The organism is Paraburkholderia sp. BL27I4N3 (assembly GCF_003386115.1).
In the GTDB taxonomy this organism is placed as follows: Bacteria; Pseudomonadota; Gammaproteobacteria; order Burkholderiales; family Burkholderiaceae; genus Paraburkholderia.
This window is the reverse complement of the sequence record NZ_QREJ01000001.1, coordinates 1540752-1561132: the sequence shown is the minus strand read 5'-3', so window position 1 is coordinate 1561132 and position 20381 is coordinate 1540752. Positions and strand designations below refer to the sequence as shown.

16 protein-coding genes are annotated in these 20381 nt (G+C 56.7%); 10 read left to right on the top strand and 6 right to left on the bottom strand.

The window, feature by feature from the left end; all coding sequences use genetic code 11:
• The first annotated feature begins 276 nt into the window (after positions 1-276).
• Entirely contained in the window at positions 277-432 is a 156-nt protein-coding gene (locus tag B0G71_RS42600; RefSeq protein ID WP_404935462.1) for a DUF5677 domain-containing protein, read from the top strand.
• Between the two features lie 81 nt (positions 433-513).
• Complete coding sequence (locus B0G71_RS40900; protein ID WP_147308661.1) at positions 514-720, top strand: hypothetical protein; 207 nt, start codon at positions 514-516, stop codon at positions 718-720.
• A gap of 262 nt (positions 721-982) precedes the next feature.
• Here the strand turns inward: B0G71_RS40900 and B0G71_RS07060 are convergent, their stop codons facing one another.
• The 5 genes from B0G71_RS07060 to B0G71_RS07040 all read right to left on the bottom strand — a co-directional run bounded on the left by B0G71_RS07060 (position 983) and on the right by B0G71_RS07040 (position 5838).
• Positions 983-1753, bottom strand: coding sequence for a hypothetical protein (locus B0G71_RS07060; protein WP_181916732.1), 771 nt, complete (start codon positions 1751-1753; stop codon positions 983-985).
• Between the two features lie 116 nt (positions 1754-1869).
• A complete protein-coding gene (locus tag B0G71_RS07055; protein WP_116140684.1) occupies positions 1870-3315 on the bottom strand; it encodes a caspase family protein in 1446 nt (481 codons plus the stop codon).
• 232 nt (positions 3316-3547) lie between these two features.
• Positions 3548-4024, bottom strand: coding sequence for a TIR domain-containing protein (locus B0G71_RS07050; RefSeq protein ID WP_116140682.1), 477 nt, complete (start codon positions 4022-4024; stop codon positions 3548-3550).
• A gap of 85 nt (positions 4025-4109) precedes the next feature.
• Positions 4110-4697 carry a hypothetical protein gene (locus B0G71_RS07045; RefSeq protein WP_116140680.1) on the bottom strand — a complete coding sequence of 196 codons (588 nt, stop codon included), beginning with the start codon at positions 4695-4697 and terminating at the stop codon, positions 4110-4112.
• Positions 4698-4701: 4 nt separating this feature from the next.
• Positions 4702-5838 carry a toll/interleukin-1 receptor domain-containing protein gene (locus B0G71_RS07040; RefSeq protein WP_116140678.1) on the bottom strand — a complete coding sequence of 379 codons (1137 nt, stop codon included), beginning with the start codon at positions 5836-5838 and terminating at the stop codon, positions 4702-4704.
• A 1682-nt stretch (positions 5839-7520) separates the two neighbouring features.
• On the opposite strand from B0G71_RS07040, the gene B0G71_RS07030 reads away from it, so the two are divergent.
• The 6 genes from B0G71_RS07030 to B0G71_RS07005 all read left to right on the top strand — a co-directional run bounded on the left by B0G71_RS07030 (position 7521) and on the right by B0G71_RS07005 (position 17049).
• Positions 7521-8684 (top strand): ABC-three component system protein, encoded by a 1164-nt coding sequence (locus B0G71_RS07030; protein WP_116140676.1) that lies wholly within the window; start codon positions 7521-7523, stop codon positions 8682-8684.
• The gene (locus B0G71_RS07025; RefSeq protein ID WP_116140674.1) at positions 8681-9190 is read left to right on the top strand and encodes a three component ABC system middle component; all 510 of its coding nucleotides are present in this window, start codon (positions 8681-8683) and stop codon (positions 9188-9190) included. Before B0G71_RS07030 ends, B0G71_RS07025 begins: the two co-directional genes overlap by 4 nt.
• Positions 9190-11145, top strand: a complete 1956-nt coding sequence (locus B0G71_RS07020) for a DUF3732 domain-containing protein (protein ID WP_116140672.1) — start codon at positions 9190-9192, stop codon at positions 11143-11145. Before B0G71_RS07025 ends, B0G71_RS07020 begins: the two co-directional genes overlap by 1 nt.
• A 462-nt stretch (positions 11146-11607) precedes the next feature.
• Positions 11608-14277, top strand: coding sequence for a KAP family NTPase (locus B0G71_RS07015; RefSeq protein WP_258875512.1), 2670 nt, complete (start codon positions 11608-11610; stop codon positions 14275-14277).
• A gap of 29 nt (positions 14278-14306) precedes the next feature.
• Positions 14307-15541 (top strand): IS3 family transposase gene (locus tag B0G71_RS07010; protein WP_181916731.1). Its coding sequence is split into 2 segments (ribosomal slippage): positions 14307-14661 and positions 14661-15541, totalling 1236 coding nucleotides; the frame shifts between segments, so codons are not numbered across the junction.
• A gap of 20 nt (positions 15542-15561) precedes the next feature.
• Positions 15562-17049 (top strand): hypothetical protein, encoded by a 1488-nt coding sequence (locus tag B0G71_RS07005; protein WP_258875511.1) that lies wholly within the window; start codon positions 15562-15564, stop codon positions 17047-17049.
• A 99-nt stretch (positions 17050-17148) separates the two neighbouring features.
• On the opposite strand, the gene B0G71_RS07000 is transcribed toward B0G71_RS07005, so the two are convergent.
• A complete protein-coding gene (locus B0G71_RS07000; RefSeq protein ID WP_116140670.1) occupies positions 17149-17814 on the bottom strand; it encodes a hypothetical protein in 666 nt (221 codons plus the stop codon).
• A 191-nt stretch (positions 17815-18005) separates the two neighbouring features.
• Between B0G71_RS07000 and B0G71_RS06995 the strand changes: the two genes are divergently transcribed.
• Both B0G71_RS06995 and B0G71_RS06990 read left to right on the top strand, forming a co-directional pair.
• Positions 18006-18983 carry an IS5 family transposase gene (locus B0G71_RS06995; protein WP_116140668.1) on the top strand — a complete coding sequence of 326 codons (978 nt, stop codon included), beginning with the start codon at positions 18006-18008 and terminating at the stop codon, positions 18981-18983.
• 556 nt (positions 18984-19539) lie between these two features.
• A complete protein-coding gene (locus B0G71_RS06990; protein WP_116140666.1) occupies positions 19540-20373 on the top strand; it encodes a DUF932 domain-containing protein in 834 nt (277 codons plus the stop codon).
• Positions 20374-20381 lie beyond the last annotated feature (8 nt).

Here is a 20381-nt window from a genome sequence, read left to right as displayed (position 1 = left end):
AATTATTCGCTATTTCATCTTCCGCGCGAATGGAAATGCCATGTTTTTAGATTATCGAGCTTACTTGCCAAAGTGCTGCTTTCAAGGCAGCCGGCGCAATCAAGTTCGCGGAAAGCGGAACTAGCACGGTTGCTAACGTGAGCGGGTTCATTCAGCCGGTAGCGACGTAAAACTCACTTTGCTTACGAGCGGGAATTTGCTGACTGCGATGCATGGTCGGATGCCGCCATGTCCCAGCTCGCGAACCTCGGCTCGATCGGTGGTTGACCAGCAAAGCTGTTCGCCGTTGGATTCTGGATGAAATGCGTCACGGCTTGCCAAGGTGCAATTCTCCTTACCGAGCGCGGCTTGATTCCTGATTCGATGACTCTGACACGAACAGCGGTGGAAGCACTTTTCCATGCTGCTTCTCTGCTGGTGAGCCCACCTTAGTTGAAAAAATGGTAACAGAGGACCGCAAGCAGAAGCGCAAACAGGCCCACTCGATTGTCAACCTGCGGGCTGGACCCTTGTATGGGCGGCCGTTCCGCCGGTTCACATTGCCACGATACCGTCGCCGATACCGAAGAATACTGCCGGCACTTACCACCTCTCTCCGGCCCGCAATTGAGAACCAGTGCCAACTTTGCCCAAAACATCGCGAAGATGGCGCACCTCGACACGATCGGTGGTGACAACACCGTCATCGATACCGTCAGGCATTTTCCAACGCGGTCCTGACAAAGCCAGCCGGTGCCAAGATCACAATCATAGAGACTGATCGCCCGGGTCGACGAAAGCAATTCGCTACGCACTGATTCGCTGGCCTGCGCTCGTGTATTACTGCAGCGTAGGCGCGCAGAAATCGATATTCTGCCGTTCTTATCGGCTTCTTCAACCTTCGTTCGGTGAAAGGAAGACATGGTCAAAAACAGGTATTGCACAGTTCGGAATATGATCCAGCCCCATCGGGCTGGACGAAAATCACACTGCCCAACGCAAATCAGCCAGGCAAGCGTTTCATCCCGTAAAGCAGGTCGAGTGGATGCGCATCGCTAACCGCAGCACCGCGCCTCCACGCATCAAGATCACGCGAGTTTAGCGATTCCAGGTGGCTAACGCTCACGTCATATCGCAGCGTAAGACTATCTGCGACCGCCCTCGCCTCCTCTCGCACGCGTCTGTGTTGGCTCATGCTTTTGCGACGGATCAACCCGCTCATGGCAATCTCCGAATAAATCCATGGCGATGTTGTGGTCCCGGTCCCAACCTCTTCTATCACGTCAGCCGGTGTAATCGATGACGGTGTGTTTAGAAAAAACAGGCATTCGCACCTGTCCATCATGGTCACGAGCGCCGTCGATAGCATCATATGGACGTGACTGGTTGATCGGTTTCGCTTTGAATAGCTGTACGTTTCCCCGCCCGGGTTTCTGCAGAATTGTTTGTCGACCAGTGCAAGCAAATCATCCGCGCAGCCCCAGGCGCAAGAGTCAATGAACGAGACAAGGTCAAAGTGTGTCTTGAGCCAGCCTGCAAGACCCAGTGCGAAGGTCGCGTCAGCGTGGGAATGTGATATGAATACTTGCGCATCGATCTGAGGAAACCAACTGGCCTGCATTTTCGATGCATCCAAGACTCCATCGTGACCGGCAAAAGCATCGATCGTCGCCTTCACCTGTCTGCGCTGCCCAGCGTGTAGCAACTCCCCGTATGCAAGATCCTGCCGATCCCACAGAACGTTCTTTAGCGTGAGATTGAATCCTTGGTACATCGCATTCCTTCTTCATTATCGGGAGTTACTGCATGCTCGCGCCCTTACTGGCCGAGGCTTCCAATAGAGCGTGCCTCGCGCTCCCGCAAACCTCGGCACCGAGCGCCGCTTGAACTCTAGCCCTTGCTTACCGTATGCCCATAGGGAAACAGCACCCGTGTCTTCTGGTCATGCGGAAACGCACAACTGACAGCTAGTAGATCAAGCGGGATGACCATCTCTTCAGAAATACGCTCGATTAATGCCTCCGCCTGCATGGGCTCAAGCCCGAGCTCGGCCTGCTCGTCATCAGTATTGCGAAGCACATCTATACCCGCAAAATAGACACCTCGAATAATGTGCTCACCCTTATCAGTTGTGTCCGACACCACATCGACACTGGTCTTCAGATTCTTGCCCGGGATCTGGTAGAACCGGCTCCCATAGAGCGATAGGCACTCGGATATGAAGTCGAAGCTGGGCGACAATGCAGGATCCGCCTGCAATTCAAAAAGCACATTGAATTCGCCGATCTTGAACTGCTGGCGAATCTCTCCCTTTGGATTGAAGAATATTTCAAAGAGCATGCCATCAAGAATCGGGTTCGCGAATTCTGCTCCGTATCCGGCCGCTTTTGCCGAATAGTTCGCTAAAAAGCCGCTGGCGGCGGTCGAGCCTCCACAAGCAGCTTGGTAAATGTTGCGACCTATCACGAACAATGTGTCTTTATCGATGCCTTGCACGGCTGCAGGCGATAACGCGTTGATGGCAGGATTCTGGACATACCAGTTATGACTGCGCAGGTCACGGATGATGTCGTTCCCGGGAACGCCCGGGCGCACAACAAAGAGTTTGTCCGCGATCGCATGCTTGCCGTAACCGTCGATCCGTTTTCCCAAGCTCACGTTAAAGAAAAAATCGCCCGACAGACTGGTATGCTCCCAAGAAGTCTGACGGCCTTTCGTGACGGCAGACAGTGTTTTGCGCACCCGCTTGAATGTTTCCTCGACGGTAATGTCTGGCGTATGGATGTGACGCAGCAGCGCTTCCGTATACGTACCGTTCCGTCCCTTTCCGTCTAGTGCAACCTGCCCCGGAGACGTGGCAAACGCGATCAGAGTCCCCTTCGGCACATACACGGGCGCGAGGCCCGACTGTTCGACGGAGCGGTGCCAGGCGCGCTCATATGGATTGTTCCGACACGCATCCAGAATGATCAGATTTGTGTTGTTATTGCTGCGCTCCATACTTTCAATGAGCCGGTTCAGTGGAATCGACGAGTACTTGAGCACCGTCTCATCACTAAAATCCGTGTCCACCGCAGTGATGTAGTTTTGACCGCCTACCTGAAGACCGTGACCAGCAAAATAAAATATCCCGACATCGCTCGAGGCCAGACTAGCCTGAAATGCCTTCATTGCCCTGTCAATCTCGCTTCGTGTCGCATCCTTGAGCGTCGTTACCGAGAAACCATACCCGGTCAACACTTTGGAAAAGTCCTCAGCATCATTAGTCGGATTCTTCAGTTCCGCGCCGGGATACGCGCCATTTCCGATCACCAGCGCTGCTACCTTATAAAGCATTTCTTTCCTTTGTTCGTCCGAAGTACTGATCGATCGTCTGCAAGATAGGATCGATGTGCAGGCACGCGGGCCGTTAGTATTGTCGAGATCTTTCTTCCAAAGCCGGCTGATGATGCACGATGCACCTGAGTGTTTCACTTCGGCAGTGCGTCATCATCCCGACAGCGCAGACGCACCGTACTGCGCCAAATAACGACATGCGTTTTCCGCTTCGTGCACAATCAACCGTCAATTATCGGCCTGCAGCTGTCGCTGCCGCTTCAATCCACTTACCGAGGTTCGTATATCCATTGTCGGCAATCCAGTCATAAACGGGATAGACCACTTCCTTGCCCTCCTTTGTGAACCGGAAATCCGTGAACGGATTCGCTCCCTTTGAGCCGAGTTGTCCGTTGCTGTTCTTGATCCCGTGCACGTATATCCCCAGCAGCCCGTTTCCCTTCTTGTGACTGCTGACAATTTCATGCTTGATCCACTTCTTTCCCGCGGTGTCCGCCCCAATCAGCACTACTGTCACAGATGTTCCCTTCAGCTGATCATCAATCCATGCCGCGATTTTTTCGTCGGTCTTTTTCTTGACCTCCTCCCACTCCGCTGAATCAAAGAAACCAGAGGCTTTTCTATCCTGGGTAACCCAACTGTTTCTAACAATGGCTGCCCGCCAGTTATCGTTACGGTAGCGAAAGCTGAAAAATGTCTGCCTTGCCATTTCGGTATCCTTATTTTTTTAAAAATACAGACCAAAGAAATTACATCCGTCGCTGCGGGTAAGGGATCTGCTTGATTCCCAATCACTACAGCCTGGGTTCGTTTGGCGAAACGTTCAGCCGTTCATGAAATAGTCGCACGAAATCTATATCGGGATGCCACGGTTGCCCGATTCTCGGAATCTGCTGCGCCAACTCCCGTGCAGCTCCTCCCGGGGCCGAAACCGCAATCATGTTCGCGTTCGGGTGAAACCGCTCAAACATTGCATGCTCATCCATGACACCTTGCATGCCGCCAATAAACACCGCAGCATCGAGGTCGGCGCGCGACAGCATTGCTTCACGCATGCGCAGAAGGCTCGCTTCGCGGTCGCCCGGGACCCCGTCGACATACTCGACGTTGCCAAACCGTGCATTTTCCTCAGGAAACCATTCGGTGAAAAACCTGCTCTGATAGATGACCACGCCAGCAGCGTAACTCACCCCGAGGTCTTCGCATACCGCCCATATCATTGGTGTAATCGCCGGATGTCCGCCAAAAACAATCTTCCTCCGGCCCAATACCGCTGTTACAAGCTCACGCACGGCAAACTGGATCAAAAACGGATCAGCATCGTCGAAGAACCGGCCACCCTCCGGTTGCGGAACGCTGGCTGACAGAAATAGCTCCTTCATCGCTTCAACCCTCCCAGTCGGCGAGCCGCCACGCCGCCTCTTCCACCTTCATCCACCTAACGGTGCGAATCTGACCTCCAAGCCAGTCCAGATGCGCTTGCCACTCCGGGTGGAGGCCGACTGGGTCGTACATTACCGCGCTCGTCGAATCCGGCGTATGGGTTGTTGCTTCATGTAACGTCAGCGCGGTGGGGACGCCAACCGCGGGATGTACGATAACCGGCCTGCTATCGGGCAAACTAACGTGCACCGCCTTGTGCGGGCCAACGCCGACAAACGCCCCCCCAATCGTCTCGATTGCGAGGCGCAGCTTGCTCACGAGATTCAGATTGCGCACGGCATACCCTTGGCTTCGCACCATCTCAAGCTGCAAACAGATTTTCTCGATCGCATCAGCCGATATGCGCCCACTGCCCTGGAAGTCCGATGCCAGCAACTCCACGCGGCTCGCGGTGCCAGTACGAGGTGATGGCGTCTGGTCAGGCCATCCGATCCGCAGCACTGAGATACCTTTTGCGAGCGCGCGGCCGAATTCTGCATTGGTCCACCGACTTTCGAAATACCCCGGCGTATCGAGCATGACAAGAACGTCGGAATCGCACAGGCGATGCCATAACATGGCCTGAAAATCCTCGGCGGGCCGGATGTCGTGCGTATCAAGAAAGACGTCAAACTGGCGGGCGGACAGCTCATCGAAAAGCTGGAGCGCCACTTCGCGTGACTCGTTGCGGCGATAGCTGACAAATACGCGACGCTGCTTCGGTAGCAACCCGGCACATTCCAGGAGGGCAACGGCGACCCGCTGTGCCCCGGCCGCACCATACGCAATGCAGTTAAGCTGCCTTAGCGCCTCCGGTATTTCTTCACGCACGCGCGTCAGTTCCGACGCGACCGGCAGTATAGGAACGCCGCGACGTAGAAGTGGAGCAACATCCTGCTTCAGCGCCTCCGCACCGCCGTAGAATACTGCAGCCGCAGCGAGATTGGATGGTGGCGCAAACGCGTCTGGACAGACAGACCAGCCGACTTCGTTCCCGAGAGTCATGCCGAACGAATCGACGACCTTCGACACCACCCCCTGCAACTCTTCCGCCTGCCTTGTTGTGGGTGCACCCAACACGGCCAGCTCATATAGCGCCATTTATTGCCCCGTTGGCACGTCATGATGCGCGCCCTTCTACCGATGATGGACCAGATTGATAAAATTCCCAATGGCATAACCTGATCGATTGAAGTCTGCAGGCGCTCCTATCAATCGCTCCGCCCTCGAACCAGCCATCGCCTTCATAAGCCTACACGCGACATGCAATACATTGCGTCACCGGTTGAAGCTGTTGATTGCGAATATATTAACCAGCGCATCAAGTGGCCACTTCGCAAATCGGCAACGTTTCTATGGCCCAGCCTTTAATGGATTGGACAATCGTCCAATTCTTCGGTATACACCACACAACCTCACCCGATGCTCGCCCAACTGCTATAACGACCATGACGGCAATTACTTGAGCTGTCACCCATTTAATTTATTAGTTTTCGACCGAACCTCCTGAAAATAATGCATTTCGCATACGACGCGCTCCGCAAAATGATGCAGCGGTCCGCTTTGATTTTTGTTGACAAGAGCGATGCTGGTTCCCACCATAGCGCTCATCCTGCCGACTCGCTAGCCCGTTCGCTTGGGCGAACTGGCGCCAGAACTGCGATTTCTGGAAAATCAGTGTCGTCGTCACGAGCTGATAGAAGGACGCAAGGCACCGTGCAATCTGGATTCGCCGCTTATTAACCTGCATGAATACAGCTACCGACGCGTCGGCGCCAGAACAGAACTGATAGAGGCCCCCTGACGGTCATCCCACGACTTCGCACACGGCCCACGGTGTATGGATGACCGCGCCGGCTAGCTAGGCCGCCGGCTCAGGCCAAACGTGCCCGGAAGCAGACCTGTGCTTCATTTGCCGCGGACACGAACGGGCCAATCTCGACCACTTCGAGCTCACCCTCCTAACACCCGATTCTCGAACCAACCAGGGGCACTCGCGCGTATTCCACTCGCACCGGTAGTTGTCGACTGGTTCCGCGAACTGCTCGCACTCAATACCCTCTCCCGCTATATGCTGCACAGCCAGGGCAGCCAGCCGGGCGGCCCGGCATGATGTCGACGCACATCTAAGCAAGGATGCGATCCGGGGGGGCATCGATTATTGGATTGACAACCACGAACCTTCAATACGCCGATTTACACCGCATCATCTTCGTTCGACCATGAAGTCTCATATGCAGAAGCTAAGCATCAGCCGCGACGTATCGGAGATGTGCCTGCATCACAAGCTTCCCGGCGTCGAAGGAATCCACGATCAATACACGTACTGCGGCCAACGACGCCTTGCCCGGAACGATGGGCAGCATTCATCGAAGACTGCCGACAATCAAAGGCGGAGCTTGCCGAGTCCACAACAGAGACAGATTGCGACGACAGCGATCTTGATCTCATCGACGCGTTATCGGCGTGAGGGAGAGCATTCAACTCGCCAACGAGGCGCCGGCCCAGGTAGTCGGCGCGCCCACAATGATGGCGTTCGCCCACACCCCGAACACTGCTCCGTATCATGAGCTAAAGTCTCCCCCTACCAGGCCGTTAACCAAAGTGTGGCCGTTTAATCGGATATGATTCGATCGCAGGAGACCTAGATTGAGTGCCCTATGCGTAACAAATCGTGCAGACCAGCCGTAAGCTGAATTGCGCTGAGATTCGGGGAACATCATGGAGTTTACGACTTGCAGATGGGAAGCATTTCATAGTCGGGCAGGCCTGGGGCGGAGCGGATGACAGCCTTAGTCAAGCACAGCGCGCCTGGCCCCTATCTGGGTTTCTCATTGCAGCCAGTCCGGCTCTGCTACCACCTCCTCAGCAGCCCATCGGATTCGAGCGTTTCCTTAGAGCTTCTGGATGATGTCGCCGTTCACTACTCGGACGGAAATGTTCTTTTGGAACAGTGCAAGAGCGCACTGTCCCACAATGCACTCTCTGATTGGTCCGAGGACCTTTGGAAAACCATTGCGAATTGGCTTGTCGCGGTCGAGTCCAAGAAGGTGGACGGGAGCAAAGCAACATTTCGCCTGTACGTGACACCACCGAAGGCCGGAAAGGTAAGCTCTGCCATTCATGACGCAATGTCTGCCGATGCCGTAGACCGGCTGCTCAAACAGGTCAACGACAAACTCAGCAAGAAGGCCGAACCGCCGAAGTGCATGCCTCACGTGCAAAGATTTCTTGATGTGGCAACTGCTCTTCGCAATCAGGTCATTTGCAAGACGTCCATTTTCAGCAACGATGCAGATCCCATACAGCCTCTGCGAGCCCTGCTAGAGCCCACTGTTCCGGACGGGTCAATTGACGTCATTTGCGAAGCTGCCATTGGCATGGCACAGGCGAGAGCAGATCGCCTCATCCGTGACGGCATGCCGGCTCTGATTGGTGTCGGAGAGTTTCGGAAGAGCTTTCACGCCTTCGTTCAGCAGAACAACATGCCCGGCTACCTTGCCTCGCTATCCGCGGTTCCAACGACGGTTGACACGAAGGCAGTACTCTTGGGTAGACCGATGTTCGTGCGCCAACTTCAGTTAATCGAAGCTACAGAGGCGCAGCAACTTCGGGCGGCAAGTGATCTCATGCGAACGTCCGGCGACAAGGTGAAGTGGGCCGAAGCCGGATTCATCTACGACGACACCTTTAAGGATTGGGAAGACTCATTGCTGCGTCGGCACGAAGCGTTTGCCGGCGAGGTCAAAGATCTCTATTCAGACAAGCCGGAAGTCGTGCAAGGCCGACTCGTCTATGGCCGATGCTCGGTCTTGGAGGTGCCCATAGGTAGCCGCACGGTGCCGAACTATTTCACCCATGGAGCGTTCAACGATCTGGCGGACAAGCGAGAGCTTGGCTGGCATCCGGAGCACAAATCCCTTCTAGATGAGGATAACGAAACATGAGCGAAGTCGTTCAACTACGCCGCCTTAGCGAGGCTGCACTGGTTCAGAACGAGGCGCTCGGTGCATACGCCCTTTGGACGTTCGGACTTGGATACCAAGATCGTAATGGACACGCAGCGACGCTGCCCCTCGCATTCCTTGTCCTTCCGTTGATCCTGCATAGCCCAACCTTGGCGATGGTGCTGAGTACGCATAAAGCATCGGGCTTGCATCTGTTCGCCGGCAAGCTCGGGGATAAGCGGGAAGATCTCATTGCGATTCACAGTCGAGCAATGGCGCTAAGACGACTGACCTTGGACTCACTAGTGTCTGCGGAGCGAGCCGGTCTCGTTCGGATCGATCCGATGACAGCCACGATCTGGTCAAATGGCCCGTACGACGACTTGCGCATACCTGTGCTGCCGGAGCGAATTCGACGCCTTGGGCCTGCTTGCGAAAGAATCGGCTACTGGTTTGCTGGCCTCACCGATCAGCAGGTAGTGCACACACTGAAAGTGGGATTTTGATGTATTTTCAACTGCGACAACTCATTTTATGGCCACGACGCGGTGGCGAACCGCGCGTAGTGACGTTCGAGCCCGGCGTGGTCAACGTCATCAGCGGGGCATCGAAGACCGGCAAGTCGTCGGTGATACCGATAATTGACTACTGTCTGGGATCAGAAAAATGCACTATTCCAGTCGGCGTGATTCGCGAGAGTTGCTCATGGTTCGGTGTGCTGATCGATACCCTTGAGGGACAAAAGCTGATTGCCCGCCGGGAGCCTGGCGATTTGAAGGCCTCTGGCGACATCTTGCTTTTGGAGGGAGCGGAAATCGAGCCGCCGGCTGTCATCCAAGAGAAGAACCAGACAGTTGACTACGTCAAGGCAGTCCTGAATCGCCTCGCCAGCCTGTCAAACTTGCAATTTGAGCCTAGTAGCGAGGATCGGTTCAAGTCACGGCCAAGCTTTCGAGATCTGATGGCTTTCATTTTTCAGCCTCAGAATATCGTCGCGAACCCCGATGTCATGTTCTTCAAGGCGGACACCACGGAGCATCGCGAAAAGCTAAAAACCATCTTCCCTTACGTGCTTGGTGCAATCAGCCCAGAACTTCTGCAAGCGCGCCACGAATTGGAACGCATCGCACGACTGCTTCGCCGAAAGGAAGGCGAGTTGAAAGCCCGGCAGGCTTCCGGAGCTTCTTGGCAACGCGAGGGCTTCGCTTGGGTACGTCTTGCGATTGAGTACGGACTACTGCCGGCGGACACAACTGTACCGAACGACTGGTCCTCGATCGTAGACCTACTTCGAGCCGCAATGCAAAGCGACGCTCAAGCCGCGACTCCAACGCTCGCTTCTATGGACGTCATATTAGCGCGGCTCACTGAGCTACGGGTGGCTGAGTCCAAGCTCGTGATGGATCTTGATCAGTCTCGTAATCGTCTGCACGAATTGCGGCGCCTAGATGAGAGTAGTGATACGTTTCGGGATGGCCTCCACGTCCAGCGTGATCGGTTGGAATTGTCGAGATGGATTCGTGAATTGGCCACCGAACGTCCGGCGTCGGTACTTGAACCGAGCGATGCGGGACGAGCGCGGATTGATCAGCTTTGCGAGGCGCTTGACGGCATAGAACTTCGGCTGCGATCGCATCCGGGAGTTACGGAATCTTTGGGAAGAGAAACGCTTCGTCAGCGCGAAGGAGTGGATACGACCCTTGCAAATCTCGCGGCAGTTCGCCAAGAAATAAGGACACTGGAAGGTCGATCGGAAAAAGCGCGCAAGGTGACAACTCGTGGCGAGGAAATCTCCCGTTTCCTCGGCCGCCTAGAAGAAGCCCTGAGGTTGTACGAAACGCTCGACACGTCTTCAACACTTAATGAAGATATTTCCTCGCTAAGGACACAGGTTGAGGACCTGAACAAACTGATATCTGAACATGAGATAGGTCGGAAAACGGAAAACGCTCTGGATACGATCCAATCCATTTCATCACGACTAATTCCACAGCTTGATGGCGAGTGGCCAGATGCCCCTATTCGACTCAATATCCAAGATCTCACGGTAAAGGTTATTCGTGGTACGCGCGATGATTTCCTTTGGGAGATCGGTAGCGGTGCAAATTGGCTCGCATACCATGTCGCGCTCACCCTTGCTCTGCAAGGCTTTTTTCTGAGCAAGCTGAATCATCCAGTGCCGGGTTTGCTAATCTATGATCAACCAAGCCAAGTCTACTTTCCAACCCTACGAGCAGGAAAGGCATCAGATGCGAACTTAGACCCAGAATGGGACAACGAGGACGTAGCTGCTGTACGAAAAGTATTTACGCTTTTCGACGGCATCATCACAAAAACCGCAGGCCGATTGCAGATCGTCGTACTTGATCACGCTGATGAAGAAGTCTGGGGTGGACTCGCCAACGTCCATCGCGTCGAAGAGTGGCGCGGACAAGGCCTAGTGCCGACTGAATGGATCTAGATTCTCGGTATCACGGCGATACGTACTGCGATGGCCAGCCGCAACAGTAAATTCCGGCTTCTGAGAAACGCGCAGCCAATCACTTGCGCGGAGTGGCAAATACATGCGTTCAGCAAAAGGCTACGGTGGGCGCGCCTAGCGCCCGTCGGCTCCGCGACGACTCGGTTGTTTCCATCAGCGACGACAGACCGCAGTTTATGGCTGTCCATGTTGTCAGCTCATCGAATCCGGAGCCTCGTGGTGCGTTTATCGGGGCCCGCCGGAGTATTATGCCGTGTGACATACTTTGGCTCACACCTCCTGTACTGTCAAAACCTTTCGGGAGCGACTAGGTTCAAGCCGGGACTTTCGTCTGCCGGATGAACTGGGTCGCTCATTTCGATCGAGATCAAGTGGGCACAACCGAATCGAGCAGGTTTTCGATCGGTCTTCATGTCAAAAACGGCGCTAAAAAAATAGACCATGAAAAGAGAAACTCCCGCCTCCAGTGAAATGCCGTCCGTTTTAGACCGGGAAATCGCGGACGCGCAACTCGACGCGTTTGGTCACCGTCATTTCGCGCTTGCGTTACGCAGTCTGATCGAGTCGGAGGATCACCCGACCCCTTTCAGCATTGGCCTTCTCGGTGGCTGGGGCACGGGTAAGAGCAGTATCAAAGAGATGTACATGGCCGAGCTTCGAAACGATGCCACAAAGCATCAGGGCACGAGGCGATCGGAGAAGATCCAGTGCATAACTTTTAATGCATGGCGCTTTGGCGGGCGTGACCAGGACATCAAGCGGGCGCTCCTGCGCCACGTATTCCTTGAACTCGGAGGGCACGAGGAAAACCTGCAGGACAGGCTCTTCCGCCAGATCAGCCACATCACGGAGCAACCCAAACCGACGCTCAAATACTTTTGGGAAACGCTTCGCTCCTGGATGCTGCCGATTCCCGCTGTGCTGGCAGTCATGGTCGCATTCATCATCGTTCTCGCCGCCAGCAACTTGGTTTTTGGCGCCGGTCACGACGTGACCAAGGCGACGTTGACGTTGTGTGTGGCGATTCTCTTTGGATACGTGTTCAAGCACGTGAAACCACCAGAAGTGAAGGCAACGTCTGCCATGACGCGCGTGATGCTTCCGAGCACCAGTTCGGAGCAGTACGAGGACATGTTGGTTGGACAGCTTGCCCGCTACAAGGACGGAAAAGACGAGTCCCCTGACGGGCGGAGCGGGAAGAAATGCGAACGGCTGGTTGTCTTCGTTGATGATTTGGACAGGTTGTCGGCGGAAGAGATGGTGCTCGGTCTGGATGGCGTGCGCACGTTCATGGAGATTCCGAAAGGTCGCCTGCCGAAGGGACTAGGTCTCGTATTCGTCATCTCATGCGACGAAGGGAAGATTGCGGATGCGCTGGCCAAAGGCCGGCGCTCGGCCGACTTGCCCGCAACAGTGTTCAACCGCTTTGATGCCCGACGGTATCTCGACCGGATCTTCCAGTTTCGCCTGGAGATTCCACCGTCACCGCGTAACGACATGCGAGACTTTGCTACCCGGAAGCTGGAAAGCATGGGGGGCGTTGCGGCCGATCTCGCAGCGCGCGGCGTGCCTCTGGCGCCCGTTGTTGACCGAATGATTCACGCGGGCGTGCAGGATCCGCGAAATGCGCTGCAGATCGTCAACGCATTCGAGCAGTCGTGGTGGCTGGCAAAGAAGCGTGAAGCCGACGGGGTAGGAAGCGATCGCGCCGGTGGGTTGCACGAAGGGGCCGTCACCGATCATCCCATATCGCTAGGCGCGCTTTCAGCCCTGAAGGTGAGTTTTCCGGATTTTTATCGCGAGCTGCAGGACGACCCCGAGCTTCTTTTTCACTTCACAGAAGTGGTCGTGAGAGGGCAAAGTCTGTCGGAGCGCCCGGAATCCATCCAGCGAATCCTCGCCGACAAATACTTGTACGAGCCCGGTTCGGGTGGGCAGCAGGCTGCCGCTGAGCAGAAACCGCAACTGCGGCCGGAATACCGGCCACTACGTCAGTTTCTCGCCGGGCTCGTGGGCGTTCGATGGCCCCAGCCACTGGAAAGCCTGCTACTGCTCTCCGAAGACCCTGTCTCGCGACGACTGGGACCGAAGATTGCGCCCCTGCGAAACGCGTTTGTATCCGGCGACACAAACGGCGTTCTGGAGGGACTGGGCAGGCACCATGATGTTTCGCCATTGAGTTTGGAGCAGGCAAAGAACCTTTACAACCTCTTTGAAGATCTGAGAGGCGAAACGGAAGCACGCCGCACGAATGGCGCACGCGTGATGGCGGACGTAATCGAGCGGATTCCAGACCCACCTCTCACACAGGTGCTAAATGAGCTTTGCAGGACGCTTGACGACAGTCCGGACCTGCGTGCGCAACTGGGACCTGCACGAATCAGGGGGCTGCTCACCAAAGCGGCAGGCTCCGACCAACGTGCCGTGACTTCCCGACTCATTGGCGATGCGATGGTAGACGACGATCTGAGCCTCAAGCTTGACTCTGGCCAGACGCCGAGCTTGGACGAGGCAGTTGGGATGGTGAGAATCATTGTTGCGCTTGCCATCCGTGCGCGTGCGGAACAAGGCCTGGAAGCGAGGGAAGATGCGCTGTTCCTGGACTGGTTGCTTGCCCGAAATGTTCGTGTTCGCAACGCATCCAGACAGCTCGGTTTTGAGGAACTGGAGGCTTGGCTTTCTGACGACGCAGGCAGCATCGCCAGTTCGCTGGAGACGCGCTATGTGGACGCGCTTGCCGGTGAACTCGAAAAGGAAGAGCCGGCGACATTCGATATGGATGCCGCGATGCGACGCGCTGGCGGTGTGTTCTCCGAACAGATGGCGCTGGGAGAAGAGGCACGGCGCACAACGTGGCCAATGGTGTGCCGGTTTGTGGCCCTCACTCAGTCAGTTGCAGCGAGAACCGCCTGGCAGGTCACAGTATCTAATGAGGGGCTCGCCACGGACTTCGAAATCTCGTCGTTCGTCAGCGCCTTCGCCGCCCGCCTGCTGCACGACCTCACAGACAACAGTTCCGAGGTCGATGTTCATGAGGCATTCCCCGAACTGAAGAAGCTGGTTGTCGCACGGATAGTGGGCCGGCCCCCGCGAAAACCGGACACGAGGTAACGCTTAAACTTTGAGGTAGTCTTACGCCTATGTTTAAGCCCAGCTCTAACGTGGAACCCATTGAAGTTTTGACCCAGCCCGAACAGCGCCGCCGGCGCTCTGTCGAGGAGAAGCTCGCGATAGTGCGCGAGACCTTCGAGCCCGGCGCAACCGTTTCCGGAGTTGCCCGTCGTCATCAGGTGAATGCAAACCAGGTGTTCGCCTGGCGCAAGCTCTATCAGGACGGAAGTCTGTCAGCAGTCAGTGCCGGCGAGCAGGTGGTACCGGCATCCGACCTGGCCGAGGCGATGAAGCAGATTCGTGAACTCCAGCGACTGCTGGGCAAGAAGACGATGGAAGTGGAAATCCTCCGCGAAGCAGTGGAGTACGGCCGGGCAAAAAAATTGATTGCGCGCTCGCCATTGCTGCCGGGGGACGACCGATGAAGACGGTCTGTGAAGTCCTGGGTGTGTCGCGCTCTAATCTAGCGGTGAAATCAAAGCGCGAAGCTGAATGGGTCGACAAGCGCAAAACGCCCGCCCGTGACGACATGCCGCTCGTCGCGGAGCTTCAGGGGCTGGTTGCTGATTTGCCTACTTACGGCTATCGGCGTGCATGGGCCCTGCTGCGGCGAAACCGGGACGCGCAGGGACAGCCTCGCGTTAATGCAAAACGGGTTTATCGGGTTATGCATACCCACGGTCTGCTGCTCCAACGCCGGCCTCGCCATGCCCAGTCAACGCGCCGGCACGACGGCAAGGTCGCGGTGGACCGGAGCAATGCGCGCTGGTGCTCGGACGGCTTCGAATTCCGTTGTGATGACGGCTCGCCGTTGCGCGTCATCTTTGCACTGGACTGCTGCGACCGGGAGGCTATGAGCTGGGCTGCGACCACTGGAGGCTATACCGGTGACATGGTGCGTGATGTCATGCTTCAGGCTGTGGAAAACCGTTTCGATGGTGCGCTGAAGGCCGACAACGAAATCGAATGGCTCAGTGACAACGGTTCCTGCTACATTGCCGAGGAGACGCTGACGTTCTCGAAAAAAGTGGGCCTGAAACCCATCACGACGCCGGTCAGAAGTCCGCAGAGCAACGGGATGGCCGAGAGCTTCGTCAAAACTATGAAGAGAGACTACGTCTCGTGGATGCCCAAGCCGGACGCGAGAACGGCGTTGCAGAACCTGGCCATCGCGTTTGACCACTACAACGAGTCGCATCCGCACAGCGCCCTGAAATACTGCTCACCACGCGAGTTTCGCCAACGAGCAAATTCATCAACCTAAGCGTGACTGCATGTCCGGTCATGCAGGGGCAAGTCCAGATAGAGTCGCTCGACGACAGCGCGCTGCAGGGTCTGGTCGAGCTTGCAACAGCGTGGAGTCGCAACGATGCTCACGCCCAGCTCGCGTGCGACCTCGTCTCTCAACTGCGTCGGGTGAACACGGCGAAAGCCACGGCGGTGTTGATCACCTGGGCGCCGCGGATTATTTCGGACCTTCCGCTGCCGTGTCTTGAGATGCTGACCGAGCTTCTGCCCAAAGAGGATGACAGCCTCAAGGCCGCAGCCACCAACACAGTGACCACCATATTGAGCAAGGACACGATTAACGATTCCATGGCAGACGGTTACTCAGCATTCGTCACCGGGCTTCCCGCCTCCAGCTGGGGCAACGCCCCATTCAAGGCGCACCTAGACAATGCCTTGAGCAATCTTGCCAACCGGGCCTCGAACGAGAACTATCTTAAAGCGATCTTTCCGCCCATCGCAAAAGTGCTTGCTCATGCAACACCGACAACGCTTGGAAGCTCGCTGCAGCAACTCTTCCAGCAGGCCAGAAACTATCCGGGTCACTACGCGCTGCTACATCGACAGATGGTCGGTCGCTGGCCCGTGTCGGCCCCGACGCTCGCACCGTACGACCCCTCTGTCTTGTTTGAAGAGGCCTGTGCCACTTCAATCAGCCAGGCGGCCACCGTGAAAGACGATGTGCTCGCCTCCGTTTCCGACATGTTCGACCGCGGTGTGGTCGGGCAGGACAAGCGCGCGCGTCTCATCGAGGCCGCATGCGCCCTCTGGAAGGTCGAGCCGCGACTTGCGCTACCGTTCGTCTGTCGATATCCAGGCCTGTCGGTCGAGCAAATTGATGCGCTTGTGAGCACGTTGAATACCAACGAGCCGGAGCAGATAGCGACACTGAACGAGGCATGGCAGATCGTGTCACGACACATCGCGGATGATGCGCGTCGGGCGGTTACCGTTGCGCTGCTTCGTCGCGGAGCCATTCAGGCCAGTGGGGACGCAGACCTAGCCCTGAATGTGTGGCTTTCTTCTCAGGATGACAGCGGACGTGCGTTGCTGAACGACCTGCTCGTCGATGCCACCATTGCTGATGAACAACGGGCAAGACTCTGGCGACAAGCCATCTCACGCTCTGAGATATTTGGCAAAGGATTTTTTGTTGACGTGATTCCACGTTCCTTGGGCGTGCAGAACAGCGAGGCCACCTCGGCCGCTATTTTCGACAGCGAACAGACAGTTGAGAAGCTGATGCACGATGGCGAGGCACGTTGGGACCTGGCCCGTTGCCTGATGGGCCGGTTCCATGAGTTCGGAACGGAAACGATCAAGGGCGGCGCAAGTGCAATGGCAAATCGGCTGGTCGGCAACGTTGCGCTGAAAGGGCTGAGCATCGAGAGTCTAACGTCAAACGATGTTGCAATTCTCTCTGGCGCGTTTGGATCGTCCAAGGAGCTAGACCGGATCGGAGACAGGATCCATAAAGACACTTAGAAGCGTGCCGGCTCTCGCAAACTGTTCACGACTTTATCTGATCGTCCGAGCTAATCCGGTTTGTTAGAAACCAGATTGGCTCGTTAAACGATGGGAAAGTCACAGCACGTTAGAGTCAGGTCCATCGACAGTCATGTCGGCCGTCACCGCCTGCTGTTTCTTCTGGCAAGCCTCGCGCTTCTCACCTTGCGCTGCGATGTACTGCGTGAGTTCTCTTTCCAAATCAACATCCGTCACGCCGGGATCCCATGACGCAACGCCGTGCTTCGCACGCGTCAAACGTGAGAGTTCGAGCGCCTGTTTCGCCGCTTTTGCACACTCGAATTCCACCTCCACGCACCAATCGAGCGGATCACCATACTCCCATTCCGCAGCCAAGGACTGACGAACCGAATGCAGCGTGGCCGGAAACTCCCGGAGTTGCGAGGCCACCTTGTGGTTCAGCCATTTCCAGTCAATCGGCTCCGGAAATGTGAATTCGACAACGGAAACGCCTTTGAGCGGATCATAGCGTTGTTCGCGCGCGGCCTCCTGCCTTGCCCAATCTGCCCGATGCATCATCAAACGCGCGTCCCGCGCATAGCTCTCCAGCGAAATGGCTACGGTCAACGCCACATGCCGCACTTCGCGCCTGGTGGCCCTAGCTTCCCGAACGCCATTCCAGCCCAGCGTGATAACCGAACTGATGATGCTTGCGATACCCCCAACTTTCAGCAGATCCATCCAGCCGCTCTGCTTCAGATACCCCATCCACTGAAGCGCCATATCCGCTCCCCTGTTTTCACGTCGCTAACAGTATAAGGGGCGCCTGCTGTCTAGCCGTCCACCGCGCTCACGAGAAAAAGATATTCACCTCGTTGACGCCCAAAGTCTGATTAAGGCAACGCTGATTAAGTCCACCGATCCGGTACGTCAAGCGTTATAGAGATCGGATTGAATGAGGAAGGCGAACCAGGATGAAGCAGCAGACGCTGGCGATGGCAGCCGATCAAGGTGCGGGTTTTGAGACGCACCGCAAACGCACGCGGCGCGACGAGTTTCTCGACACGATGAATGCGATCGTGCCATGGGCGCAGTTGTGCGCGGTGATCGAGCCGCACTATCCGAAACGCGGCAATGGCCGCCCGCCAATTGGTCTGGAGCGCATGTTGCGGATTCACTTCATCCAGCACTGGTTCAATCTGGCCGACTTCGCCTGCGAAGAGGCACTGTACGACAGTGCTAGCCTGCGTCGCTTTGTGGGTATTGATCTGGGCTGCGAAGCCGTGCCGGACGCGACGACGCTGCTCAAATTCCGGCGCCTGCTGGAGACCCACCAACTGGGTGAGCAGCTCTTCGCCGAAGTGGGCCGGGTACTTCAGGCCAGCGGCATGAAGCTCAGGAGCGGCACCATCGTGGACGCCACGATCATCGGTGCGCCGAGCTCGACAAAGAATGAACAGAAGGCGCGCGACCCCGAGATGCATCAGACCCGCAAGGGTAAGCAGTGGTACTTCGGCATGAAGCTGCACATTGGTGTCGATAGCCAAAGCGGGCTGGCGCACAGCGCAGTGCTCACTCCGGCCAACGTGCATGACAAGCACCCGCTGCCGCAATTGCTGCACGGCCAGGAGCAGCGCGTCTACGGCGACAGCGCCTATGCGAGCCAGAAAGACCTGATTCACGGCAAGGCGCCGAAGGCACGCGACTTCACCAATCAGCGGACGCGTCGTGCGGGCGGAGAAGTCGACGAGGTGCAGCGCGGCAGGAATCGCAACAAGTCGAAGATCCGGGCCCGGGTCGAGCATGTCTTTGCGGTCGTGAAGCGACTATGGGGATTTACGAAGGTGCGCTATCGCGGGTTGGCAAAGAACGCCAACCGGGCGTTCGTCGCGCTCGCGCTGGCCAACGTCTACCTGTCGCGCAGGCAACTGACGGCATCGGTACGCCCATAGTGGGCCAAAGGCGGGCAAAGTGCCCGCCCACAAGGCCCGCGAGGGCCGCAAAGCAACGGCGCAAGCTCGGCCTCATGACTTGACGACGTTCAAATTGCTAACGCGTCGCCAATTTCGCGGCTTGTTCAGTGTAGCCTTAATTTCGTACTTGCGACTAACCTCGCAGGCAAATCCCATATCACTCAATTACTTGCGGTTTCGTCCATCAAGTTATCCACAGCGTTGCCCCCAAAAACTGTGAATAACCGAGGCTTCGCAGTCGTTCCCGCCGCACTCGTGCTCCGGCATCTGCCCGGCACCCAGTTTCCTGCCCTATCCCGCGACCGTAGTCGAAGGCGGGGCGGCGTCAAGGGGCGAGGGACCGTGTTGCCCGCACCCCTCCCTCGCCTCTTTCCTTGACACCGCCCCGCCTTCGACTCCTTGGGTCGCACGGGCAGGAAACCGGGCACCAGGCAAAAGCAGAAGCCAACCCCGAGTTCCACCGGGAAGGTTTCACGCGCAAGCGACAAGACCATCCCACAGCCCGTAATCAAACCCTTTTGCTGTGGAGAATGCCATGCAACTCGCTTCCTCTTTCCGTCACGGCTCCCCGATGCTGCGTGCCAATGCCCCCCTGTCGGATGACCAGATCCGCAGCGTCGCGCCGTCGATCTTTGCGGATGGCAAGCACGAAAGCCGCTCGGAACGCTACACCTACATTCCGACCATCGATGTGCTGCGCGGCCTGCGCAATGAAGGTTTCCAGCCGTTCATGGTCTGTCAGACCCGCGTGCGCGATGAAGGCAAGCGCGAATACACGAAGCATATGCTCCGGCTTCGCCACGCCGAGCAGATTATCGGCGACGAGGCCAACGAAATCGTGCTGCTGAACTCGCACGATGGCACGAGCAGCTATCAGATGCTAGCAGGCGTGCTGCGCTTCGTCTGTCAGAACGGAATGGTGGCGGGCGACAATGTCCGCGATATACGCGTGCCGCACAAAGGCAACATCGTCCAGAACGTCATCAATGGCGCATTCGACGTGCTCGACGGCTTTGATCTGATCCACGAGCAGAAGGACGGCATGCGTGCGGTCGAACTGAACCGCGACGAGCAGCACGCCTTCGCCCGTTCCGCGCTCGCACTGCGCTACGACCCGAGCGACGCCGAGGCACCAGCCCCGGTCACCGAAAGCCAACTACTCGCCCCGCGCCGCTTCGAGGATCGCCGCGACGACCTCTGGACCGTCTTCAACCGCGTCCAGGAAAACCTCACGAAAGGCGGCCTTCCTGGCCGTTCGCGCACGGGTCGCTCGATGTCCACCCGTCCCATCACCGGAATCGACCAAAACGTGAAGCTCAATCGTGCCCTCTGGATGCTCGCGGACGCAATGCGCCAGATGAAAGCGTAGCCACGACA

Coding starts and splice junctions, on each gene's coding strand:
- B0G71_RS07060 (WP_181916732.1), bottom strand. CDS start 1,753: ATGTACCAAGGATTCAATCTCACGCTAAAGAACGTTCTGTGGGATCGG.
- B0G71_RS07040 (WP_116140678.1), bottom strand. CDS start 5,838: ATGGCGCTATATGAGCTGGCCGTGTTGGGTGCACCCACAACAAGGCAG.
- B0G71_RS07015 (WP_258875512.1), top strand. CDS start 11,608: ATGAAAAGAGAAACTCCCGCCTCCAGTGAAATGCCGTCCGTTTTAGAC.
- B0G71_RS06995 (WP_116140668.1), top strand. CDS start 18,006: ATGAAGCAGCAGACGCTGGCGATGGCAGCCGATCAAGGTGCGGGTTTT.
- B0G71_RS07050 (WP_116140682.1), bottom strand. CDS start 4,024: ATGGCAAGGCAGACATTTTTCAGCTTTCGCTACCGTAACGATAACTGG.
- B0G71_RS40900 (WP_147308661.1), top strand. CDS start 514: ATGGGCGGCCGTTCCGCCGGTTCACATTGCCACGATACCGTCGCCGAT.
- B0G71_RS06990 (WP_116140666.1), top strand. CDS start 19,540: ATGCAACTCGCTTCCTCTTTCCGTCACGGCTCCCCGATGCTGCGTGCC.
- B0G71_RS07055 (WP_116140684.1), bottom strand. CDS start 3,315: ATGCTTTATAAGGTAGCAGCGCTGGTGATCGGAAATGGCGCGTATCCC.
- B0G71_RS07005 (WP_258875511.1), top strand. CDS start 15,562: ATGCAGGGGCAAGTCCAGATAGAGTCGCTCGACGACAGCGCGCTGCAG.
- B0G71_RS07030 (WP_116140676.1), top strand. CDS start 7,521: ATGACAGCCTTAGTCAAGCACAGCGCGCCTGGCCCCTATCTGGGTTTC.
- B0G71_RS07020 (WP_116140672.1), top strand. CDS start 9,190: ATGTATTTTCAACTGCGACAACTCATTTTATGGCCACGACGCGGTGGC.
- B0G71_RS07000 (WP_116140670.1), bottom strand. CDS start 17,814: ATGGCGCTTCAGTGGATGGGGTATCTGAAGCAGAGCGGCTGGATGGAT.
- B0G71_RS07025 (WP_116140674.1), top strand. CDS start 8,681: ATGAGCGAAGTCGTTCAACTACGCCGCCTTAGCGAGGCTGCACTGGTT.
- B0G71_RS07045 (WP_116140680.1), bottom strand. CDS start 4,697: ATGAAGGAGCTATTTCTGTCAGCCAGCGTTCCGCAACCGGAGGGTGGC.